Genomic DNA, 20,075 nt, shown 5'->3' on the forward strand with positions numbered 1-20,075 from the left:
TGCTGCCAAGCTCGGCCCATGACAGGACAATGTCGCGCCAGTCGGGAACAGCAACGGTGAAGAGATTGTCGGTAGCGATCGAGGATACCGGAATGGCGCCCCGCCCTCCCCAGCGCCACCACTGCTGATAGGGCGGCGGCCAGGAAACCGAGAGCCTGCCGATCCAGTCATCATGGAACGGCTTTGGTTGCAGATCAAATGCAAGGCAGTCGGGCATGTCTTCGCGGCGCCCCGTCATTCCCAGTTTTTCGAGCTCGGCATTGCCAGGGAAAGTCCGGTACCCCTCATAATCGAGCACCTCCCAATCGCCGATGGCATAGAAGCCTGCAAATGTGGCTGACGCAGCCTCAAGGCCAATGAACGCAGCGATATGGCTCGCCCGCGCCATTGCCTTCTCGAAACTGGCCCACTGGATCCGCTGGTACGCCAGCCAGAGATCAGGGCGCTCCATCACCAGCCATGGCAACGCGCGCGCCAGTGCCTTCTCAACGGGCGCATGGCGGACGATCAGCGTGGTAACGGGATCGTAGCCTGCCAGTTCGAGCAGGCTATTGAGGTCGAGCGACCGGGTTCGATCATGCGAATACACACTATAGTTGATAAATAAGACCGCGGCACATCGCCAATGGTTTCTGGCATGGATATGCGGAAACTTGTTGGCGAAAACTGTGCCCGGCTCCGCAAGGCAAAAGGGTGGACACAGGAACAGCTCGCCGAGCGCTCGGGGTTCTCCCAGCAATATCTCTCCGATCTGGAACGCGGTGAGCGCAACCCGACCATCGTAACCATCTACGAGATCGCACAAGCGCTGGACGTGTCGCATATCGAGCTCGTGGCACCGGCAGACAAAGGGTAGTGCCGACGGCGCCAGTTCCCGTCTGCCGTTGACTTGTCGTCGTCGCACCCTGTGATCGCGTTAAGTCGGGCTCTGCGCTCTCCGGTTGCCCTCGCGAGGATCAGCGCTGGATGGCTTCACTTTCTGGACACAGGGCCGGGTTCGCGAGCGCCTCGCGCGCCACGTCCATGCCCGGCCGCGGCGACCCATTATTGATTGGTATGACCCGGCCTGTCGTGCCATTGCCGACGGGCGGGGAATAGATCCACATTGTCCCGCCAGTTGGCGTTGACGCCGAGCGCCAGAGCGAGCGCGCCGTCTCGCAATTGCGCGGAACCTGTACGCCTGCGGCATATTGCAAACCAAGCTCATATTGCGCCTGCTGGTCACCGGCGCTTGCACGGTCATGCAGCAGGGCAAGGTCGCTTGGCAGCGTTGCCCGGTCGATCCCCATGTAGCGTCCGCTGCAAGCTGTGAGCGCGATCGCAAAAACAAGTAGTGTCGGCAAGGCGCGCGTCATAACCTTACTGCTTGGTTGCCACTGCCGCCTCGACAGCAGCCTTCAGCTTCTCGCCAGCATCAGCTTCGATTGTCTGCACTTCGCGCTTACCAGTCACGGGATCCGTTCTGTGGAAGCGGAACTCAGTCTCCTTCAGGGGACCGGAGATCAGATCAGCAATCATAATCTCGCGCTGGCGGTTCTGATTGGTCGCAAAGGGAGCGATGAGATCGACGAGCCATACATTGGGACCGCCATCCCATTCTTCGAGGCTCAGCCGGTTCTCCGGTTCGATTAGACCGTTCTCCAATTTCTTCTCAGCCTCTGGCGAACATCTGGCCCAGAGTGCCAGTCCCACAGGCTTCTCGCCGTCGCGAAAAATGTAGAATTGCCGCTTGAGAAGGGCGGGCATGCACAGCCACTCAATGGCGTCGATTGTCATCGCTTTGTGGATGGGCGACTGGGTCATCAGCCAAGCCATCTCGCCAAGCAAGTGTGATACGGTAGGGGGCGTCTGCTGGTTCAAAACAATACTCGCTGGGCGTCTGGTCAGATGAAATAATCAATGGGCGCGCCGGTGCGGTCGCGTTCCCACGGAGTGGAGTCAAGTCCGCGATTGCCGCCAAAGGCCGCCATCTCCTGGCGCAAAAGCGCCAGCTTGGCTGCCATCGAGGTATCGCCATGTTCGCCAGCACCCGTACTCGGAAGCACGGCCTCGGCCGGTATATCCGGAAGATCGGCATTTGAAGCTGGTGCTTCCTCAATGCCGTTTACCGCAACAAACAGCCGATCACGCAGACCTGCAAGCGGACCACTGCCACGCATATCGAGATCATCGCCAACCCAGAAATCGTGGATGTTCCTGAAATCCATGCCATTGAGGAACTGGCCACTATCGCGCGCCCATGACGGGATCCTTGGCCCATCTATCACGCTGGCAATGACGCTGGCGCGAACATCCAAGCGGCGATTGGCAGATGGCACAAAACCAAGTGCCACATCGCCGATGGTCCCTGTGGTACCATCTGTGCGGGTGAATACACCGGTGGCAATCGTCACATTGTAGCCAACCTTCTTGCTCTCTTCGACCGCAGTAAAGCCAAGCCCCAGCGACTCGATCCCATGCTCTGAGAGCAGACGAAACTCTCCTTGATCAGTCACGCCGTCACGGTTTCGGTCATGCCAGACGCCCAGACTTGCGAACAGGGTATCGCCTGCAGAAACGCGGCCGTCGCCATTGCTGTCGAGCGCTGCAAGGCCGGTACGACCATACTGCAGATCGCCATCGCTGTTAAGGAAGGCCATCTCGCTTGCATCATCAATCCGGCCATTGCCATTGCGGTCGATCACGAGGAACCCATCAGCGCCAGTTGACCAGCCCACATCATCGCGGGTGCCATTACCATCCATATCAAAGGCAGCGCGCGCACCTTTGTAGCGACGCGTTTCGATACCATCATGGTCAAGGTCAAGCATGACCGCGCCGACCATGCCGTAATTCCAGCTGCGGAATGAAAGCATGGTGGCACCGTTCACCAACCCGGCGCCAGGACTCATGGGATTTGAACTGTTCTTCGGTCCGATAACGAGATTGCCGCCACTTGCGGTGAGCCGATATTTGCTCGACTTGCGACCAAAAGCCATCCGCCCGAATTCCATTGCAGGACCGGTATCGCCGGCGTCCGGTGCATCCGGAGCCCCGCCGCCATTGTTTCCATCTGTGCCAGTATCACTCTGGTCTTCCTCATCATTGAGATATGCCAGCGGATCAAAGACAAGGAATGTGTCAGCTATTGCCCCGGTGACGCCGCCGGTTGTCCGGTAGGTCCCGTTGGCATAGATGACGTTGTCGCTGGCGCCGGGCGAGTTACCGGTGCGCGTTGCAACCAGTGCAATACTCTCGACGCCCAGTTCAGCCAATGAGAGTAGTTCGCCTGCATCGCTCACACCGTCCTGATCGGCATCGCGCCAGACCACAAAATCGGCAAAGCGGTCATCACCGGCATCAATCATGCCATTGGCATTGGTATCGAAGAAGGCGAGCCCGTCGAGATCGGAGAAGGCACCCTCGACATATTGCTGAAAGCTGATTTCGCTGCCGTTGGTGATCAACCCATCACCATTCGTATCGAGCGCGAGCAGGCCATCATCAGCAGCGACCCATCCAGTCCGGTCCCGGTTTCCGTCACCATCCATATCGAAGCGAATCGTGCTCGTTGAAATGCTGACGAGCTCGACGCCGTCGCCGTCAAGATCGAGTACAATTGGGGGAAGATAGGCGTAGCTTCTGAACCAGTCGAACTGGAAATTGTTGCTCTCGAAGAAACTCTCGTGAGCCGTGAACCCATCGACCGTATTGGCATTGAGCGTCAAGGTCGCGCTCGTTGTGTGCCCGGTCTCGCTATCAACCGCCTGCACAATGAGCGTATAGCTCGTGCCCGAAGTGGTAACGCCGTCGAGATGAAGCGTGCCATCAACGCCGATCGAGAAGGGATGGCCGGTTGAGAGGATCGACCAATTGAGCCTGCTGTTCTCCTGATCGGTGATCATCAGGTCGTACAGGTTGATGGCGAAACCATCACTGTCGGGCATCGGGATAAAGGGACCCAAGGCCCTGTTGTAATGGTTTATCTCAACCGCTGCATTGACCATCGCATGCGCTTCGTTGACGTCTGCAACACTGATCGTGAGCGTGCCGTAGCTCGCGCGCGAGTTGAACCCGCTGTTGCGGTCAGTCACCCTGATGCCGTAGGAGAACTCCTGCCCGCTTTCATGGTCGAGTGCGAGATTGTCCGCATTGAAAATCACCTTGCCGCTATCCCGTTCGATGCGGAAGGCTTCGTCATCCGAGAAGGTTACGAGCTTGCCGCCGACCATTGTCATGAGCGAACGGCTAAACATGTAATCCAGACCGCCATCACTGTCGGTTGCTGCCAGCGTGCCAACCAACTGGCCGGCCGCGCTGTTCTCATTGATGCTGAGGCCGAGCGAAGTGTTGTCAATGACAGGGGCTGCATTGACATTGCCAAGCGTCAGGTTGACGTTGATCGGGACAACCGTCTGGTTGCCATCGGCATCTATCACGACGACAGAAAAGCTGTCGGTCCCTGTAGCGCCTGCGCGCGGGCGATAGATCACAGCGCCGGTCGTCTCGTTGATCGAGACAAGTTTACCCTTTGCAGGGGCACCATCATCATACAGCGCCCATGAGGAGATATTGCTGTCGAAATCGGTAACACCAATCGAAGCATCGATGGTCACCGCATCGCCGTAGATATCATTCGCAGTCAGGAATGGATCGGCTTGCAAGGCAGCCAGCTGATCGGCCGAGACGGCGGAAAACTCCGGGGCACCAAACTGGGTCGACCAGCCGTGAACGAGGTGATCGTACTGGGTCTGATAGCGGCCACGAACCGAGATCGGGCCGGAGCTGCCCCAGAAAAAATCGTTTACCGCAAGGCCTGCAACCTTGCTGCCATCAGAGACCCTGTACACTCCGCCGAGACCCGACACAGAAGCCGGAGCAGTTCCGTCCGGCAGCACATAGCCATCGAGCATGTACCACTCATCTTCGACAAGGCTGGACGACAGCGTCGCAGATGTCGCTGCAAGGAAATCCCCTGACGTCAACACAGCGCCATCTGTAAGGCGCCTCAGAATGCCGGACGAGCCGGTCGAAGGCTGCAAGCCGATCTGGAAGCCATGCTTTGTCAGGTCGGTCTTCCGGAAGTACTGCACATACCTGTAGGCTCTGGCCGGGTCGATCACGATATCATTGGTGACATTGCCGCCCCCATTGGAATTGGCATCGAACTGGCCTGCTTCCACCACGACCATCGCTTGTCCGTCGGGTCCCGCAACTTCGGTCCAGCGTGCCTCGCCATCATAGGCGAGCCATGAGCTGTTCAGGAATCCCTCGACCTGGCCGCCGATAAAGAGGCGGCTATCTGTCCACAGATTGAGCTCGTCGCCATCGCGCATCATGTAGCGCGTATCGAGAACCTCGCGGATCTCGGGCTCGAAGAAGTTGATGTTGTCTCCAGCGCTTCCGCCAAATCCCCAGAAGCTGAGACTGATATTGTCATCGGGGCGGTTCGGGTCCCAGCGGAAGTTATCGACTTCGGCTACCTTGTCTCCAGTTTCGGTGTCATAGATCCCGCCATACTGGCCAGCAGCAATCGCGTCTGAGCCTTCGGCAAATACGTAGGCAACCGCCTTATACCATTTGCCTGCTTCAAAGGATGCATCCTGCTCAGTAGCATTGCCCTTATAGAAACGCGGGTTGTTGTCGCCAGTGGCATTGAGCGGATCAAGCGTCGCATTCTGCGCATAGAACGGGCCTGATGGAGATGCGGTCTTGGCGCCAAAAACGACCTGTTGACCCGATGAAGCTTCCCGCCGGAAATAGAGCGTGACTTCATAGGCCTTCTGGCCATCGATCTGGAATTCATTTGTTCGCAGTCCGCCGCCTCGGTTCGAGGACGGATCATTCTGCAAAGCTGTCAGCGAGACGATGCTCGAGCCATAAGGCCCCGGCGTTGTGCCGTCCCAGACGTTCTCGCCGGTGGATCCGAACGAACCCCAGCCCGTGATCTGCGCATCACCCGAAGGATAGCTATCAACATCCCCTTGCCATCCATCGTCATCGACAAGATTGGCCTCGCCCTTTCCGGTAGGCGGTATTTCGGGCCACTGGTCGAGATTAAAGGCATTGGGCGTGAGTGTCGTGATCTCGACCGTTTGCGTCACTTCTGGCGCGCGGGGTGCAGGAGTGTCGCTATCCGCCCAAGCACGTGCGATCTGATCCACGAATTCGCTCGGAGCCTCGGCCGGTACCGTTGCCGAGTGTGCGGTCATATTTGTGATCAGCTGATGTACCGCCGGATCGCCCAGGAACAACGTTCCATCTGCCGTCTGGATACGTTCAACCAGACTTGCGCCGGTCGCTGCAAAGAAGCCGGTAACCGTCAGATCGGTATCACCGCCAATGACAGCGATTTTCAGATCATCGCCGCTCCGGGTTAGCCACAGATCGTTCCGGCCCACCGTCTGGTCAAATTGCGGGGTTCCGGTTGCGTCAAATCCAAACCCGAACACGATAGTGTTGGTGCCATCAGTATCGGTCACCACATCGACGCCGTCATTGCCGCCAAAATAGAAAATGTCGTTGCCAGCACCGCCATCAAGCGTGTCATTCCCGATCCCGCCGATCAGCCGGTCATTGCCTGCTTCACCATAGAGATCGTCATTGCCAGCTCCTCCATCAAGCTGATCGTCACCATCACCGCCAAATAGACCATAAGCTACAGAATTGATCGTTCCGCCGTCATCCCCGTCGCCGCCGAGCAATATGTCGTTGTCGCCGTGTCCATAGAGCCTGTCAGTGCCTGCTCCGCCGTAGAGGAAGTCATTACCGGCATTACCACCAAGATAGTCGTTGCCGGCATCGCCAGCCAAGTTGTCCTCACCATCGCCGCCATGCAGCGTATCATTACCGTCTCCGCCGAGCAGCACGTCATCACCGCCATTGCCCCTAAGAAGATCATGGCCGCCAAGGCCCTGCGCGCGGTTATCATTGTCGTCGCCGTCCCAGATGTCCTTATTGAACGCGGAACCGATATAGTTCTCAAATCCGAAGATCTTGTCGCCCTGAGCGTCACCGCCGCTTTGGGCATTATTGATATCCGATTGGGTCCGGAAATCGACGGTGATCGTGCCGCCAGTGGAGCTTTCATAGCTCAGCGTATCGCCCCATCGGGGATTGGTGCCATCATTGGCGCTATTGGCACCCCCGTCCAATACATCCGCGCCCGCACCGCCCTCGATATGGTCATCACCTGCGCGGCCTTCGATCGTATCATTCCCGGCCCCGCCGAAGATGACGTCGTCGCCCTCAAAGCCGAGCAACGTCTCTGCGCTTAAAGAGCCGACAATCAGATCATCGGCCGTCGAACCGTTGATCCCAACTCGCAGATTGTCGAGGCGTGCCGAGAGCCCGCTGTGGAATTCGAGGATCTCTACCCTGCCGCCGACGGTATCCTGATCTTCGATGGTAATCTGGCTTGTACTGCTTCCCCTGTACTGAATGATCAGATCACCACCAGTCTCGATGAAGGTGAGATCGGCAAGGGTGATCCCTTCACCAAGCAGAAGCGTATCCTCACCGCCATCGACTGTGTCTTCGAATATCTCGAGAGCGACCTGACTTCCATGGCCCGTGGGCAAAAAGCCGGGCGTCCATCCAGTCGGGTCAATATCTCCAGGCCCGAAACTTGTCTGTCCCTCTCCATAAATCGGAGACATATTCGCAAGCCGCCCGGCAGCGGTCAGCTCGAGAGTTCCGTCCGGTGGATCCTCACCCGGAGGAGGATCGAGAACCCGGCCCGTATGAGCAAGACTAGTGTGGTCGGCAAAATTGCCATTCTCGTCAATCGCCTCAGCGTAGTCACGAGAACCTTCCCGAATGATGGTCGCACCATCATTGCTGGAGGCCGAAGTCGCGTTCCAGATATAGGTATCATCGCCAAGGCCAGCGAAAAGCATGTCATTGCCTGCGCCGCCTTCAAGGATGTTGTCGCCGTCATCGCCAAAGAGCTGATCGTTGCCCGAACCACCGCGCAGGTTTTCAATGCTGACGTAATTGTCGCCCTGTGCGACGCCGCTATTGTAGGAAGGGTTGGCAAGCGAGACATAAAGTGCATCGCTCTCGTCTTCATAGGACGCCCAATCCGAGCCTGCACCGCCAATGAGGATATCGCCCTGTGCGTTGAGTATTGTTGCGTTCGCGCCACCAATCAGAACGTCGTCACCGCTGCCGCCATAAAGGACGTCATCGCCGTCACCGCCGCGGATGATGTCAGCACCGCCATTGCCCGAAAGGATGTCGTTTCCAGCGCCACCATCGATCTCGTCATCCCCGGTACCGCCCGTGGCCCAATCAGCTCCCGAGGATCCGACCAGAATGTCTGCGGCATCGGTTCCTGCAAGGATACCGGTGTTTTCCAAATCAAGTTCGCCGGTCGCAAGAAATGCAAGGCGTTCAATGTTGCCGACCGCCAAATACCAGTCCCTGAGTGTGATGCTATCGCCCTCACCCGAAACGATGCCCGAGCTCCCGCCATCTCGGGAGACATGCATAACCAGATCATTGCCCGATTGGCGCAGGACAATGTCCTGTATGTTGATACCCGGCGCGAACTCGATGAGATCGCCGCGCGAGTTTCCTGATGTGTATTGGTCGGTATCGTCGTCCCAGCGCCAGCTTTCTGTGCCATCAGCATCCGAAACGCTGCAGCCAGTTGTCGGTTCGACATACCGCGTAAGCACCTGGTTGACGCTGTCATAATCCCAACGTCCGACCCACTGGAACTGGGGCCCATCCTCCGTCTCAATAACCTGCCGAACGATGGTGCCCGATCCATCGGTTATCGATCCGTCAGGATTGAGAGAGTAGCCGTTAGCAAAGCCTCCATTCCCGCTTCCGCTTCGCGCCCATACGGTCTGCCACGTTCCGGCAAAATCATCGAACATGACGTCGGCCCCATCGCCGCGCGAATATTTGAAAATATCGTCGCCTGCGCCGCCAACCAAATGGTCGTTACCACGACCGCCCGAGATGATGTCGTTCCCGGCACCGCCGTAGAGATCATCATTGCCGCCATCGCCGGTTAGGACATCCATGCCAGCACCGCCGGTCAGCGCATCACTATCCGAGCCCCCGACAATAAGATCATCGCCGCTGTCGCCCGCGACATAGTCCATGCCCGAACCGCCCGAGCCAATGTCGTCACCGGCAAGCAGGAAAATGCGGTCGCTGCCCGCTCCGCCATAGATAAAGTCGTTACCGTTAGTCCCAATCAGCGTGTCATTGCCATTGGTCCCGGCGATAAAAGTGGTGATGTCGGCGATTCGAATTTCGTTGCCATCGGCAAATTTGAGCCATTCGATGCGCTTGAAAGGATCGACGAACCAGTCGGTCAAGGTCATCTGGTCGCCGGTCGCGATACCGTCATCATCCATTACCTGAACGATTAGGCTGCGCGCGTCGCTCGACTTGATCAGCCGGATATCGCCGATACCGATCCCGTATCCGAAAGATAGGCTGTCCTCGCCGCCGCCCAGTCCGTCTCCAGAAACGCCCGGTGTGAAATAACCCAGCCAATCCTTGCGGAAATAGTTGGGTTGCTCGGAACCAAGCGCCATGCGAGCATATCGCGTCTGGATGTAGTTCTCGGTGCCGAGCGAATCTGCATCCTGAAACACCTGATCTGCAGTAGCGCTTGCGAGCCAATCTCCAGAGGTCGCTTCGCGCCATTGAATTGCCTCATTGGGCGCAAGAAGAGGTGAGACTGGATCGACGTCATCGATAATGTCGGCACCGTCGCCAACGCGCAGCAGGTAGGTGTCATCACCTGCACCACCATGCAATTGGTCGCCATCGTCAGCGCCGCCCGACAGAATATCGCCGCCTGCGCCAGCTTGGAGCGTATCTACGCCAGCGCCCCCTTCGAGCCAGTCCGAACCCTCGCGGCCGTGAATCTGGTCGTTGCCATCGCCGCCATTGAGGTAGTTGCCATCACCGCCAAGGCCGCCGGTGGCATTGCCCGCGTGAAGGATATCGTTTCCGGCTCCGCCAAGTAGCCAGTCATCTAGGCGACCGCCATAAAGCTCGTCGTTACCATCGCCGCCGAAGATATTGTCGCCCAGATCGGAAGCGTGAACTGTGTCATCACCTCCGCCAGCATCGACTGTCGCAGCGACCGGAATGTCGAGGACGCGGTTGTCCGCGGTGCTATATGTGAACGACGACGTCGAGCCAGTTGCACGGCTTCGAGCAATACTGATGTTTGCCGAAGTTCCTTCGTGGATAATGAGATCATCGATCCAGACGAGTGGGTCGGTGTTTGAGCCGTCAACGATAGTACCCACACCGGACACGGTCTCGTCGCCATTCTGCAGGCCGGCAGCTCCGGACGTGACAGTCGCGGATAGGACCACGCGTTCCTGACCCTCGACGCCGAAATACTCTGGCTGTCCATTCCCGATATTGGGTTGCAAGAGCCCGTTGCTATCGAACTCATAGGGCTCGTAATCAGGGTTAGCGACGTTATCGTCGGTCACAGCGACGCGCACAAAATACTCAGTGGTACCTGCAGCGAGTGTGACAGTAGACGCAGAGGTCCAACCGCTCAGACCGTCGGCTGACACTTCAATCTGATCGTTGTAGTCTACCCCTGCCTCAGCGCGGTCGGGAGATATGGCGAGCTCAAGACCAACAGCGGTGCTAGCGGCTTTGGATAGACTGACACGCCAAACAAGGTGACCGTCAGCTTCGGACGCATAACTGCGGCCCACCATAAGATGCGCAGCGTCCGCGCTATCGACTATGGTTACATCTGCATTGCCGCGTTGCAGATATGATCCGGCTCCATCGCCCAGCTTCACGCGGAAGGCTTCTATGGTCTCCGATGGGTCGTTCGCAGCCGCCGTCAAGGCCGCTGTGGCACGAAGATCATTCGCGCCAATGCTGCTTGCCACGTTGCTAACCACCACAAAGTCAGCGTCTGAATGCGCTATATCATCTCTCTCGCGACCGTTGATGATTAGGCCGGTTTGATCTGCCAATACTCCCGATCGCAGGTCGACAATCTGGGCGACCACATCTCCAGCGAGCATTCCAATTCTGGTTTGGCCTTGGACTGAGATGGTATCACGAAAGATTGCATCTTCAACCGATATAAAGCGTGCTAAATGACCTGAGGGAGTGGCCAGCTCGAATCCGATTTCAGCACTCGCAGTGTTTGCAGAAACTTCCTGCAAGAGCTCACCAAAGCCACCATACCAGTCGCTAGCATGGCGCCTGTTCAGTTTTAGCTCGCTTGCTCTCGAAAGCGTGATAGCGAGGCTGGCCGCAAGCGCGCTATCTGGCGCAAGAGAAATCACGGCATTTGTGATGGATGGGTCCTGCCGATAATCCTCATACGACTGCGCGACCGAGATGTTTCCGAGCAGCACATCAATGTTTAGGGTCTCGCCAGCGGATAGAGAGTCTTCGATGGTTCTGTAAATTGCCCGCTTGACATATGGGGACCCTCCGACAAGCTGGAAATCCTCATCAAAGAGCGCTTGAGATATACCGTAGGAAATCAACTTATTGTGCGCTTCGCTTTCACCTCCATCCACGCGAAAGGCGATAGTGTCTTTCCCTTGGGGAGCGATCTTTCGGTAGACCAGCTCATTTTTGTAAGTCCCGAAGTTACCAGTAGAAATACTGTCAGGGCTTAGCAATCGCGCACCGCTTGCTTCGAGCAACCCGTTAAGAGTTTGCGAAACAACCGTGGCAAAACTGGTCGCAGCCTCCTCCGAGCCTCCCTTCTTAGAGTATTCATTCTCTACTACGAAACGGGCAGCGCTCTCACTCCAGACAACATCCGCACCACTTCGCGGAACTCCGCCAAAAATTGACCCAATAACGCCGCCAATTAAGAACCCAGCGAAAGCGCCAATTGCAGCGCCAAGAGGGCCAGCCAAGGCACCAAGCTGCAACCCAAGAAGCGTCGCACTTGCCCCTGATCCCATTACCGCTGCCGCTGTAAAACCAATCGCACCCAAGCTAGAGCCGATAGCTGACCCTAACTGTCCGCCAATAGTATCAAATGTGTTCACCTCCTGCGCGAGCATTGTTCCTAAGAATGAGCCGAAGGCATTTGCAAGCTGCGCTAGGTCTATCCCACTGAAAACACTGATCGGATCCCCAATCCCGACAATATTCGAAAAAATCTTCCCAACCACAGCGCCTGCAGCCGTGTTGAGTACCTCGCCAGCAAATCCGTCAACACCAAGCGCCGCGATAGCTTCAGCCACCAATAAACTAGAAAGCGCGCCAACTCCCGCAGAAAGAAACTCTTCGCCCAAGTCGTCAAAAATCGTATACTCGATGTCTAGTTCAAGGGGATAATCGAAAGAGAAACCCGCCTCGATGAATTCAGCAAAGTTCTCTCCAATTACCCCGAAAATGGCCGACCCCGCGACACGCTCGAGCGGTGAGCCGCTGAACAGATGACTGCCAAGAGCGCCGCCGAATATGGCGCCAATACCGCCCGAAAAATTCAATTCAGCTATTTGCTGAAGGTCGTTTGCTCGCGCCTCCGCAAGCACAACGCGCGTAGCCTCATCATATGACAATGGTTTTTCTTGAGATACATGACCGGCGCCCTTTATGGCGTCAATTTGTTCCCAGACACTGTTACTTATTCGTCCCCTATCGATGGAGTATTGACCCGCTGTTTGAGCATTGTGGTCGTAGTTGGTAATGATCACACGATCGTTGCCGTAGAAGTAAACGCCTATCGCACTTCCACTATCTGTAAACGTGACAACTCCGCCTTCCGACCCAAACAAATTCAAGCAAGTATTGTGTACCCTGCAACCGTCAGCAACGTATGTGTGATTTCGCTCAGTGGAGAAATTGAAAACCTCAATCTCCCGTTGCTCTCTCGACAAAGACGTCACAACTCTAAGCTCACCATCATGGCCAACCAGCTCGCTGCCTATTTGCAAATCGCAAGCCTGGGCGAAGCCGCCTTCGAACAGCGCAAACGGATGCTCGGCGGTCGTCTGTATTCCGTTGACGACGACGATTTCTGACGCTTTCCGTCGAAATACGTTTGTCACGCGATCTGATTGCAGGTCGGATCTGACCATAGACTCGGTAAAGCTTGCTACCCTATCTCCAATCTGGATTTCAGAAATTGGCTTCGTCGAACCATCTGCCATTAGTATCTGAGTATCGGCAGAGAAGCACTTATTCCGATAACTCTCTAGATAACCGTCCAGCAACTGGCTGAATTCTTCGATGCTTTTCGGCTGTAGATGGTATTCACCTATGAAATCCTCATCATCAGAGGGACCAATAACCACATCATTTCCAGATATACGCAAACCCACGTCAAGGTCTGGCTCAATCGCACCTTGGGCGGTCAAGCGATACTCATACCTAATGGTAGTCGGCGCAACCAAATGTTCGCCACTTGAATCAACTACTGACAAAATTCGAAATTCATAAGCTTCGTTCGCGCTCGCGCTTGTCGCAAATGGACTTGTACTAACGTCGATCCAGTAAGCATTGTCATCCTGCGCTCGCTCGCCTATTTGGAGGGTCAATCCTCCGCGATCATGGCCGGCGGCCAGACTTAGCGAAAGGGGCAGATTAATGTTCAGCGACTTGAGGGTAGAATCTTGAGCCTGCGCACGTTGGAAAAGATCGACGAACAACCTTTCCCAGACGCGATCTGCAAAATCGAGAACCGAACCAGCATCGCCCAATGCTGTTTGGTCATAAAATGAACGCATGGCGTATTGAACATCTGCCGGATTGACATAAATTCCTTGCCCAGCACCATCATTAAATGCCTCAACTACATCGGCAATCAGTACACTGTAATTTGTTTGAAAATATACATCTTGATCAATAAATGCCAACTCGTAGGCCACCTTTACACTCGGCCCAAAGGAAACCCACTTTCTAAATAAGTTTCTTTCGTTTGCATTTTCTACAGCGCTTGCAAATTGAAGTACGTCGTTCACAGCACCGGTACCGGCCAAGCCGGACACACTAATGACAAATCCATGTTCTCCTTCGAAAACTTCTGCGTCGCTAGAGCCAGTAAGCCTATGAGCAATGAACTGCGCATCTACAGAACTCCACCGCGTCTCGCTGCCGACTGTGTCTGGCCCAACACCGAAGGTAAAGCTCGCCCTGCCACCAAACCCCTCCGCGCCTGCGGTAAAGTACATTCGACGTGGCGCAAAGATACTTGGAGATTCAAGGAGGTTTGTGAAGCCGCCACCGAAGTATACTCCCTGAGTCAAGAAGGACGCTTCAGCTCCGCCAAAAGCCGTGATTGTTGGCACAAAAACATAGCCATTCTCCGAAGACACTCTAGAGATTTGGGCAAAAATCTCCTCCATCGCTGCCAAGTTACTGGCATAAACAGCTGTACGAAGATCTGCTAAAAGTTGTGAGAGTTCAGGGGGCATATTAACGCTGTTCTCCGATAGATAGAGACCTTGCTCTTATTGCATGCAAGCGCTCGGGATCTCGCTATTCTGTACGTATTCGGAAACTTCAAATCCGCAGCGGCGCGCTGAGAGCTGAAATAACGGCACGTCGTTTGGCGCAACAGCCAACCCTACCCATGGGGTTAGGCGGCGCTCGACAAACAAAACGTTATCTGAGAGCGTCATCACTCCATTAAACCCCTGCAAAAATAGCGCAATGCGAAACATGCAATTGTTGAATTGCGTCTCGTCATTGGTCCCCACATACTCGATACTGGATATTGCTTCGTCATTTATTGTTATCAGAACATCACAATCAGCGCTGGATACGTCCAGAGTATTTCTGCGCTCCCGGGATAGAATTGCGCCTGGGGGAGCGATTCTAAAAACGCATTGCCCCTCCGGAGCTGCGAACCTTAAGCGCGAATTGCCAGAAATCGATGTGATCGTCGCGAGGGACCAGTTGGGTCGTGGAAAAAATCCTGCCCTACAAATTGGATAATCTTGTTGGGCGAAATAGATATGCTCTCCTTGCAGCCGCCGATCAAAGACAACTTCACTGAGGGGAACATCGATCCCAAAAGCGACTTCTTGCCCGTGGGTTGCATGACAGGCGGGGACGCCAATTAATCCCGCCAAGATGGTAATTTTGAAAACGAAATTCGTTATGTTCTTTGAAATCATATCAATATAAGTCCACCTGCCGTCATCGCCATCACGAAATCTTATTAACAGCCATATGTTGGTTTGCCAGCAATTAAATGATCTTTATAATTGGATATAGAGGTCACGAATTTATGTTCGAACTTGTCCTTTACCGCTCCCGCCCCGCCTCGCCAAGCGCTCGGCTGATCGGACTCAACAAATACTGGATGATCCGCCGCTGGCCTGTCTTGATTTCCGCCTGAACCGACATTCCCGGCTGCACTCGGCTGCAAAGTTCACTGGCCCCTGAATCAGTGCCTTCGCAATTCAACCGTATAGTTGCGGCATAAATAAGGCGAGGCGCCGCATTTGCCTGATTTTGTTCATTTGTTGCTGAACTTGGTGCCGCAGCCTGATCCACCGCATCACGGCTGATATTGGAGACAGTGCCCTCGATCAGCCCGTAGTCAGTGAAATTGAACGCCTCCAGCTTCACCGCCACCCGCTGCCCCTCGGAAACAAAACCGATATCCTTGTTCTGGACATAGGCCTCGACTGTGACGTCGCTGTTGCAGCTTGCGGGATCATTCGCATCGCCCGAAGTACACGGGACAATCACCATGATGGCCTGGGCGGGCTGAACTACGCCTCCTATGGTGGTCACGGTTAGCTGCTGCACCACACCATCAATCGGGGCGCGCAGTTCCTGCGAAGCACGCCGGCGCGATGCCATCGTAAGCTCTTCGCTGGCCATGCCTGCTTGATCGCTTGCCTCGGCATATTCTGTCATGGCCGTGCGGGTGAGATCGGCACGAAGCGCGCGCAGCTGTGCCTCGATTGTGCCGATGGCCGCCTCGGCTCGCTGCGCATTGGCGCGCTGGATGTCGATATTGCCCAGGTGCTCTGCGCGGACCTGCTCGTATTCCAGTAGCCGCAACCGCGAGTAATAGCCCTGCTCGGCCAGCTCCCTACGTGCATCGAGTTGTTCGTCGATAAAAGGTAAGGCTTCTTCGAGCTGCGCGATCTGCGCATCGGCAGCCTGCAGCTCAGCTCTTCGCTCGGCGCGCTGCTGGGTAAGGCTGGCGCGCTGTGCCTCATATTGCGCAACAGCGGATCGTAGCAGTGCTTCCTCGGTAGCGATCACTTCGGGTGGTGTGCCTTCGGGTGGCTCAAAGCGGACGGAACCGGTGTTCAGGAACGCAAGCAAGGCATCATTGCGTGCACGCAGCACTTGCGCGCTGCGAAGCCCTTGCTCGCTTTGCGCTTCGGACGCTTGCGCAATTGTCGGGTCCAGCTCTACAAGCAGCTCGCCTGCACGCACGAACTGACCGTTAGTCACGTGAATGGCGCGAATCTCGCCCATCTCAAGCGCCTGCACAGTCTTTACATTGCCACTCGGGACCACCCTGCCCTGCGCTACCGCTACGACATCGACCTTGCCGATAATCGACCAGATGAGCGCGAGAACAAACAGTCCGCAGGTGAGCAGCATCAGCCACCGCATGCCGGGGCTCGGCGGCTTCTCCATGATTTCAAGGGCAGCTGGAAGGAACTCATGCTCGTCCTTGGGCTCAAACGCGCGGTCTGCCGCATTCTGTGATCGCCAGCTCTCGCGCAGCACACTGAGGTGTTTCGAAAGGGTTGGAAAGCGGTCGGAGAAAAAGCTCATGCGCCGGCCAGTCCCATTTGTTTTGAGTGCAGCTGGGCATAGCGACCACCAGCCGTCACCAGTTCGTCATGCGAACCGATCTCAGTGATCTCGCCGTTCTCGACCGTTATGATCCGGTTGCACGGCCGCACTGCCGAGAGACGGTGCGCGATGATAAGCACAGTTCGCCCTTCGGCGATACGCGCCAGATTATTCTGGATGATCTCTTCGGACTCGGCATCGAGCGCACTGGTTGCCTCGTCTAGGATGAGAATGGCGGGATCGGAAATCAGCGCGCGCGCGATGGCAAGACGCTGGCGCTGGCCGCCGGAGAGATTTCCGCCGCGTTCTTCGATAACCGTGTCATAGGCATGGGGCAGCGTGAGTATGAACTCGTGTGCGCCTGCCAGCTCAGCTGCTGCTATCACCTGCTCCATGGGCAGCGTCGGATTACTGAGCGCAATGTTCTCGCGCACCGTGCGGTTGAAGAGGATGTTTTCTTGCAAGACCACTCCGACCTGCCGCCGCAGCCAGGCCGGATCGACCAGCGCCAAATCAGTGCCGTCAACCAACACCCGGCCTTGCTCAGGCACGTAGAGCCGCTGGACCAGCTTGGTGAGGGTCGATTTGCCCGAGCCCGAAGGCCCAACGATACCGATCATCTCGCCGGCATCCACCTCGAGACTGACACCGCGCAAGGCCTCGGGTGCATCGGGCCGGTAGCGAAAGCGCACATTCTCGAACGTGATCCTGCCCTTGATCGCAGGAAGGCTCGCTACATTGGGATTGTGCTCGGGCTCTCGCGGAGCATTGAGGATATCGCCCAGCCTGTCGACCGAGATCCGCACCTGCTGGAAATCCTGCCAGAGCTGCGAGAGACGAAGAATAGGTTGGGCAACGCGGCCCGAGAGCATGTTGAACGCGACCAAACTGCCGACCGTAAGCTCGCCATTGATCACAGCCTTTGCGCCAAAGAACAGGATAGCGACCGTGGTGAGTTTGGAGACCAGCTGAATAGCATGACTGCCCCAGTTGGACAGCACAGTCACATCCCACCCTGTCTTGATGTAACCGGCGAACTGCTTCTCCCAACGGTCACGCATGCGCGGCTCTACCGCCATCGACTTGAGCGTACCGATCCCGGTCACCGTCTCGACCAGAAATGCCTGGTTCTCTGCTCCGCGCTGGAACTTCTCGTCGAGCCGGGCACGCAGCGGCGGGGTGATAAAGACAGAAATCAGGATGTAGATCGGAATGGTCAGGGCGACGATCAAAGTGAGCATCGGCGAATAGAGATACATGACGGCAAAGAAGACGGCCGTGAAGAACAGGTCGATGACCACAGTGACCGCATTGCTGGTGAGAAAATTGCGGATGTTTTCGAGCTCGCGCACGCGCGCCACGCTGTCCCCCACGCGCCGTGCCTCGAAGTAGGAGAGGGGTAGCGCAACAAGGTGCCGAAAGAGAGCCGCGGAAAGCTCTGCATCGACCCTATTACTCGTATGCGCAAAGAGCCACGTTCTCAGTGCCGAGAGAAGGGTCTCGAACACAAGCACTGTCGCCAGCCCGATCGCCAGCACATCGAGCGTGGTCATGGACTGGTGCACCAGCACCTTGTCGATCACCAGCTGGAAGAAGATCGGCGTTGCGAGCCCAACGAGCTGCAGGAAGAAGCTGCCGATCAGAACATCGCGCAAAGGCTTGCGGTATTTGACGAGCGCTGGAATAAACCAGCTGATATCAAACGCGCGCTTTTGGCCGGCAATATGTTCGCGGCTTGTCATGAGCAGCACATCAAGTGTCCTGCCATCTTCGGTGCAGCGCGCTCTGAGCTGATCTCCTGACCAGATCTCCGGTCGCCCCGAGCTTGATGGCAGAACCATGTGACGCGCCCCGGTATCAGCGTCCTTCTCGATCTTCAGGATGATCGCAGCGCCGCCATCCGGAAGAGCGACAAGTGCTGGAAGCGGGAGTTTGGGCAAATCCTCGACGGTCGCGGTTTTGCGCCGTGCGACAAGGCCCAGCTTCTTTGCGATCCGCAAAAGATCATCAAGACTGTATGGCGTGTCGCCCCGACCGCGATCATGATGGATCTGCCCCGGATCGGCAGGGACCTCGAGAAATTGCGCCAGCAGCACAAAACTCGAGAGAACAGGATCACCTTGCCAGTCCGATGCGCCCGAATGTCCGGAAGTCACGCCATGCCCCTGCTTTGCCCCAGTCAGGGCATCCACACCGGAAGGGTTAGGGCAAGTCCGCCGCCTTGCCCAGCATGAAATCACTGAACTTGCGCAGAAATCCGTAAAGCTGATTCAGTGCAATGAGCTCGATTAAGTGATAGGAGCGCTTTGAGGACGACCAGATTGGCAGCGATTTGGGTGACGGTCTCTGTGGCCGGCCCTGCACCGATAAATGTCAAGGGGGGCTGTGATGGCGCAAAAGCAGGAAGGAAAATTCGGGTGGGGTGCACTCCTGGCTGCAGGCTTTGGCGGCATGGTCGTGGGCAATATGATGAACGACCAACCCGAAGCCCCGGACAGCGCCTATTATGCCGAGCAGCAACCTTCGACCTTTGCCGACCTCACTGCTGCCGAGGACGAGCCGGTTGACGCAGCCATGCCGCTTGCTGCTCCCGAAGCGCCGTCCGAGCCGGAACCCGCAATCGAGCCTCCTCCTGCATACATACCGCCCCCAGAGCCGGCGGTCTCGGTATATTTCAGGAACTGCTCTGATGCCCGAGCATCCGGGGCCGCTCCAGTCTATCGCGGAAGTCCCGGCTATGGCAGTCACCTTGACCGCGACAACGACGGCGTGGGTTGTGAATGAGACGTTAAACGAACGCTCTAATCTCGTCGATGACAGGCGCTGACGCTGGCCGGTTCTGTCACCCCTGATCATCATATCTGGGGAGCACCGCGCGCTCAGGTTTGCGACTTGGTCCGCCTTGATCAAGAATGCCGTGTAAACAGTGTTAGCGTCCCCTCAATGCCACAGCGGCAATTGATCAATCAGGCGTCCGCCATGATCTCGTAGAGTCCCACAAAGCCGGTCAAATAGGGTAGCCCCACCGGTATGCCGTGCTCGGATGCTGTAGCCCGGCTAATGCTCCAGCCCATCCAGCGGACAATTGCGGCGTCGATCGCCTCATCGATGGGAAGACCTGATTTAACGGCATTATGCACATCGTCAGCAAAGTGGCGGCCGTGGCGGCTGTCGAGAAAGTCTCTGACCCCATCTTCGCTTGCGTACGTGGCTTCTGCGATCTTCGCAGTGGCTATCGACCAGGCTGCGTCGGCATCGGTGAACTCAGCTGTGGTGCCAAAGAAGCCCCAGGCTTCGTTGCGGGTTGGCAGGACTGGGTCAATCATCTCGGTCTCCGTGTTTGGCAC

10 protein-coding genes are annotated in these 20,075 nt (G+C 56.5%); 2 read left to right on the forward strand and 8 right to left on the reverse strand.

The annotated features are described in order from the left end of the window. On the reverse strand, positions 1–589 hold a 589-nt coding region (locus tag GC121_RS00080; protein ID WP_199857680.1), incomplete at its 3' end, for a hypothetical protein. Positions 590–637: 48 nt separating this feature from the next. Between GC121_RS00080 and GC121_RS00085 the strand changes: the two genes are divergently transcribed. Next, positions 638–856 carry a helix-turn-helix domain-containing protein gene (locus GC121_RS00085; protein WP_151971929.1) on the forward strand — a complete coding sequence of 73 codons (219 nt, stop codon included), beginning with the start codon at positions 638–640 and terminating at the stop codon, positions 854–856. Between the two features lie 100 nt (positions 857–956). Here GC121_RS00085 and GC121_RS00090 read toward each other — a convergent pair whose 3' ends face one another. The 6 genes from GC121_RS00090 to GC121_RS00115 form a co-directional block, all read right to left on the reverse strand. Continuing rightward, positions 957–1,355, reverse strand: a complete 399-nt coding sequence (locus GC121_RS00090; protein WP_151971931.1) for an SEL1-like repeat protein — start codon at positions 1,353–1,355, stop codon at positions 957–959. 4 nt (positions 1,356–1,359) lie between these two features. Then, positions 1,360–1,815, reverse strand: a complete 456-nt coding sequence (locus tag GC121_RS00095) for a toxin-activating lysine-acyltransferase (protein WP_151971933.1) — start codon at positions 1,813–1,815, stop codon at positions 1,360–1,362. A 68-nt stretch (positions 1,816–1,883) separates the two neighbouring features. Further along, positions 1,884–14,372, reverse strand: a complete 12,489-nt coding sequence (locus GC121_RS15795) for a polymorphic toxin-type HINT domain-containing protein (protein WP_151971935.1) — start codon at positions 14,370–14,372, stop codon at positions 1,884–1,886. A gap of 36 nt (positions 14,373–14,408) precedes the next feature. Then, positions 14,409–15,077, reverse strand: a complete 669-nt coding sequence (locus tag GC121_RS00105; protein ID WP_151971937.1) for a hypothetical protein — start codon at positions 15,075–15,077, stop codon at positions 14,409–14,411. A 130-nt stretch (positions 15,078–15,207) separates the two neighbouring features. Beyond that, positions 15,208–16,707: an HlyD family type I secretion periplasmic adaptor subunit gene (locus tag GC121_RS00110; protein WP_151971939.1), complete on the reverse strand. Its 1,500-nt coding sequence runs from the start codon at positions 16,705–16,707 to the stop codon at positions 15,208–15,210. Then, a complete protein-coding gene (locus GC121_RS00115) occupies positions 16,704–18,920 on the reverse strand; it encodes a type I secretion system permease/ATPase (protein ID WP_305038602.1) in 2,217 nt (738 codons plus the stop codon). Before GC121_RS00115 ends, GC121_RS00110 begins: the two co-directional genes overlap by 4 nt. 196 nt (positions 18,921–19,116) lie before the next feature. Here GC121_RS00115 and GC121_RS00120 point away from each other — a divergent pair, with 196 nt between their 5' ends. Then, positions 19,117–19,512, forward strand: coding sequence for an excalibur calcium-binding domain-containing protein (locus GC121_RS00120; RefSeq protein WP_234421037.1), 396 nt, complete (start codon positions 19,117–19,119; stop codon positions 19,510–19,512). Between the two features lie 182 nt (positions 19,513–19,694). Here the strand turns inward: GC121_RS00120 and GC121_RS00125 are convergent, their stop codons facing one another. After that, positions 19,695–20,054 carry a hypothetical protein gene (locus GC121_RS00125; RefSeq protein ID WP_151971943.1) on the reverse strand — a complete coding sequence of 120 codons (360 nt, stop codon included), beginning with the start codon at positions 20,052–20,054 and terminating at the stop codon, positions 19,695–19,697. Positions 20,055–20,075 lie beyond the last annotated feature (21 nt).

Origin of the sequence: Erythrobacter sp. EC-HK427 (assembly GCF_902498745.1) — a bacterium.
Lineage (GTDB): Bacteria > Pseudomonadota > Alphaproteobacteria > Sphingomonadales > Sphingomonadaceae > Alteraurantiacibacter.

Bases quoted from the DNA above. Each gene is read 5' to 3' on its own strand.
- GC121_RS00095 (WP_151971933.1), bottom strand. From the start codon at position 1,815: ATGGCTTGGCTGATGACCCAGTCGCCCATCCACAAAGCGATGACAATC.
- GC121_RS15795 (WP_151971935.1), bottom strand. From the start codon at position 14,372: ATGCCCCCTGAACTCTCACAACTTTTAGCAGATCTTCGTACAGCTGTT.
- GC121_RS00125 (WP_151971943.1), bottom strand. From the start codon at position 20,054: ATGATTGACCCAGTCCTGCCAACCCGCAACGAAGCCTGGGGCTTCTTT.
- GC121_RS00105 (WP_151971937.1), bottom strand. From the start codon at position 15,077: ATGATTTCAAAGAACATAACGAATTTCGTTTTCAAAATTACCATCTTG.
- GC121_RS00110 (WP_151971939.1), bottom strand. From the start codon at position 16,707: ATGAGCTTTTTCTCCGACCGCTTTCCAACCCTTTCGAAACACCTCAGT.
- GC121_RS00120 (WP_234421037.1), top strand. From the start codon at position 19,117: ATGGCGCAAAAGCAGGAAGGAAAATTCGGGTGGGGTGCACTCCTGGCT.
- GC121_RS00085 (WP_151971929.1), top strand. From the start codon at position 638: ATGGATATGCGGAAACTTGTTGGCGAAAACTGTGCCCGGCTCCGCAAG.
- GC121_RS00090 (WP_151971931.1), bottom strand. From the start codon at position 1,355: ATGACGCGCGCCTTGCCGACACTACTTGTTTTTGCGATCGCGCTCACA.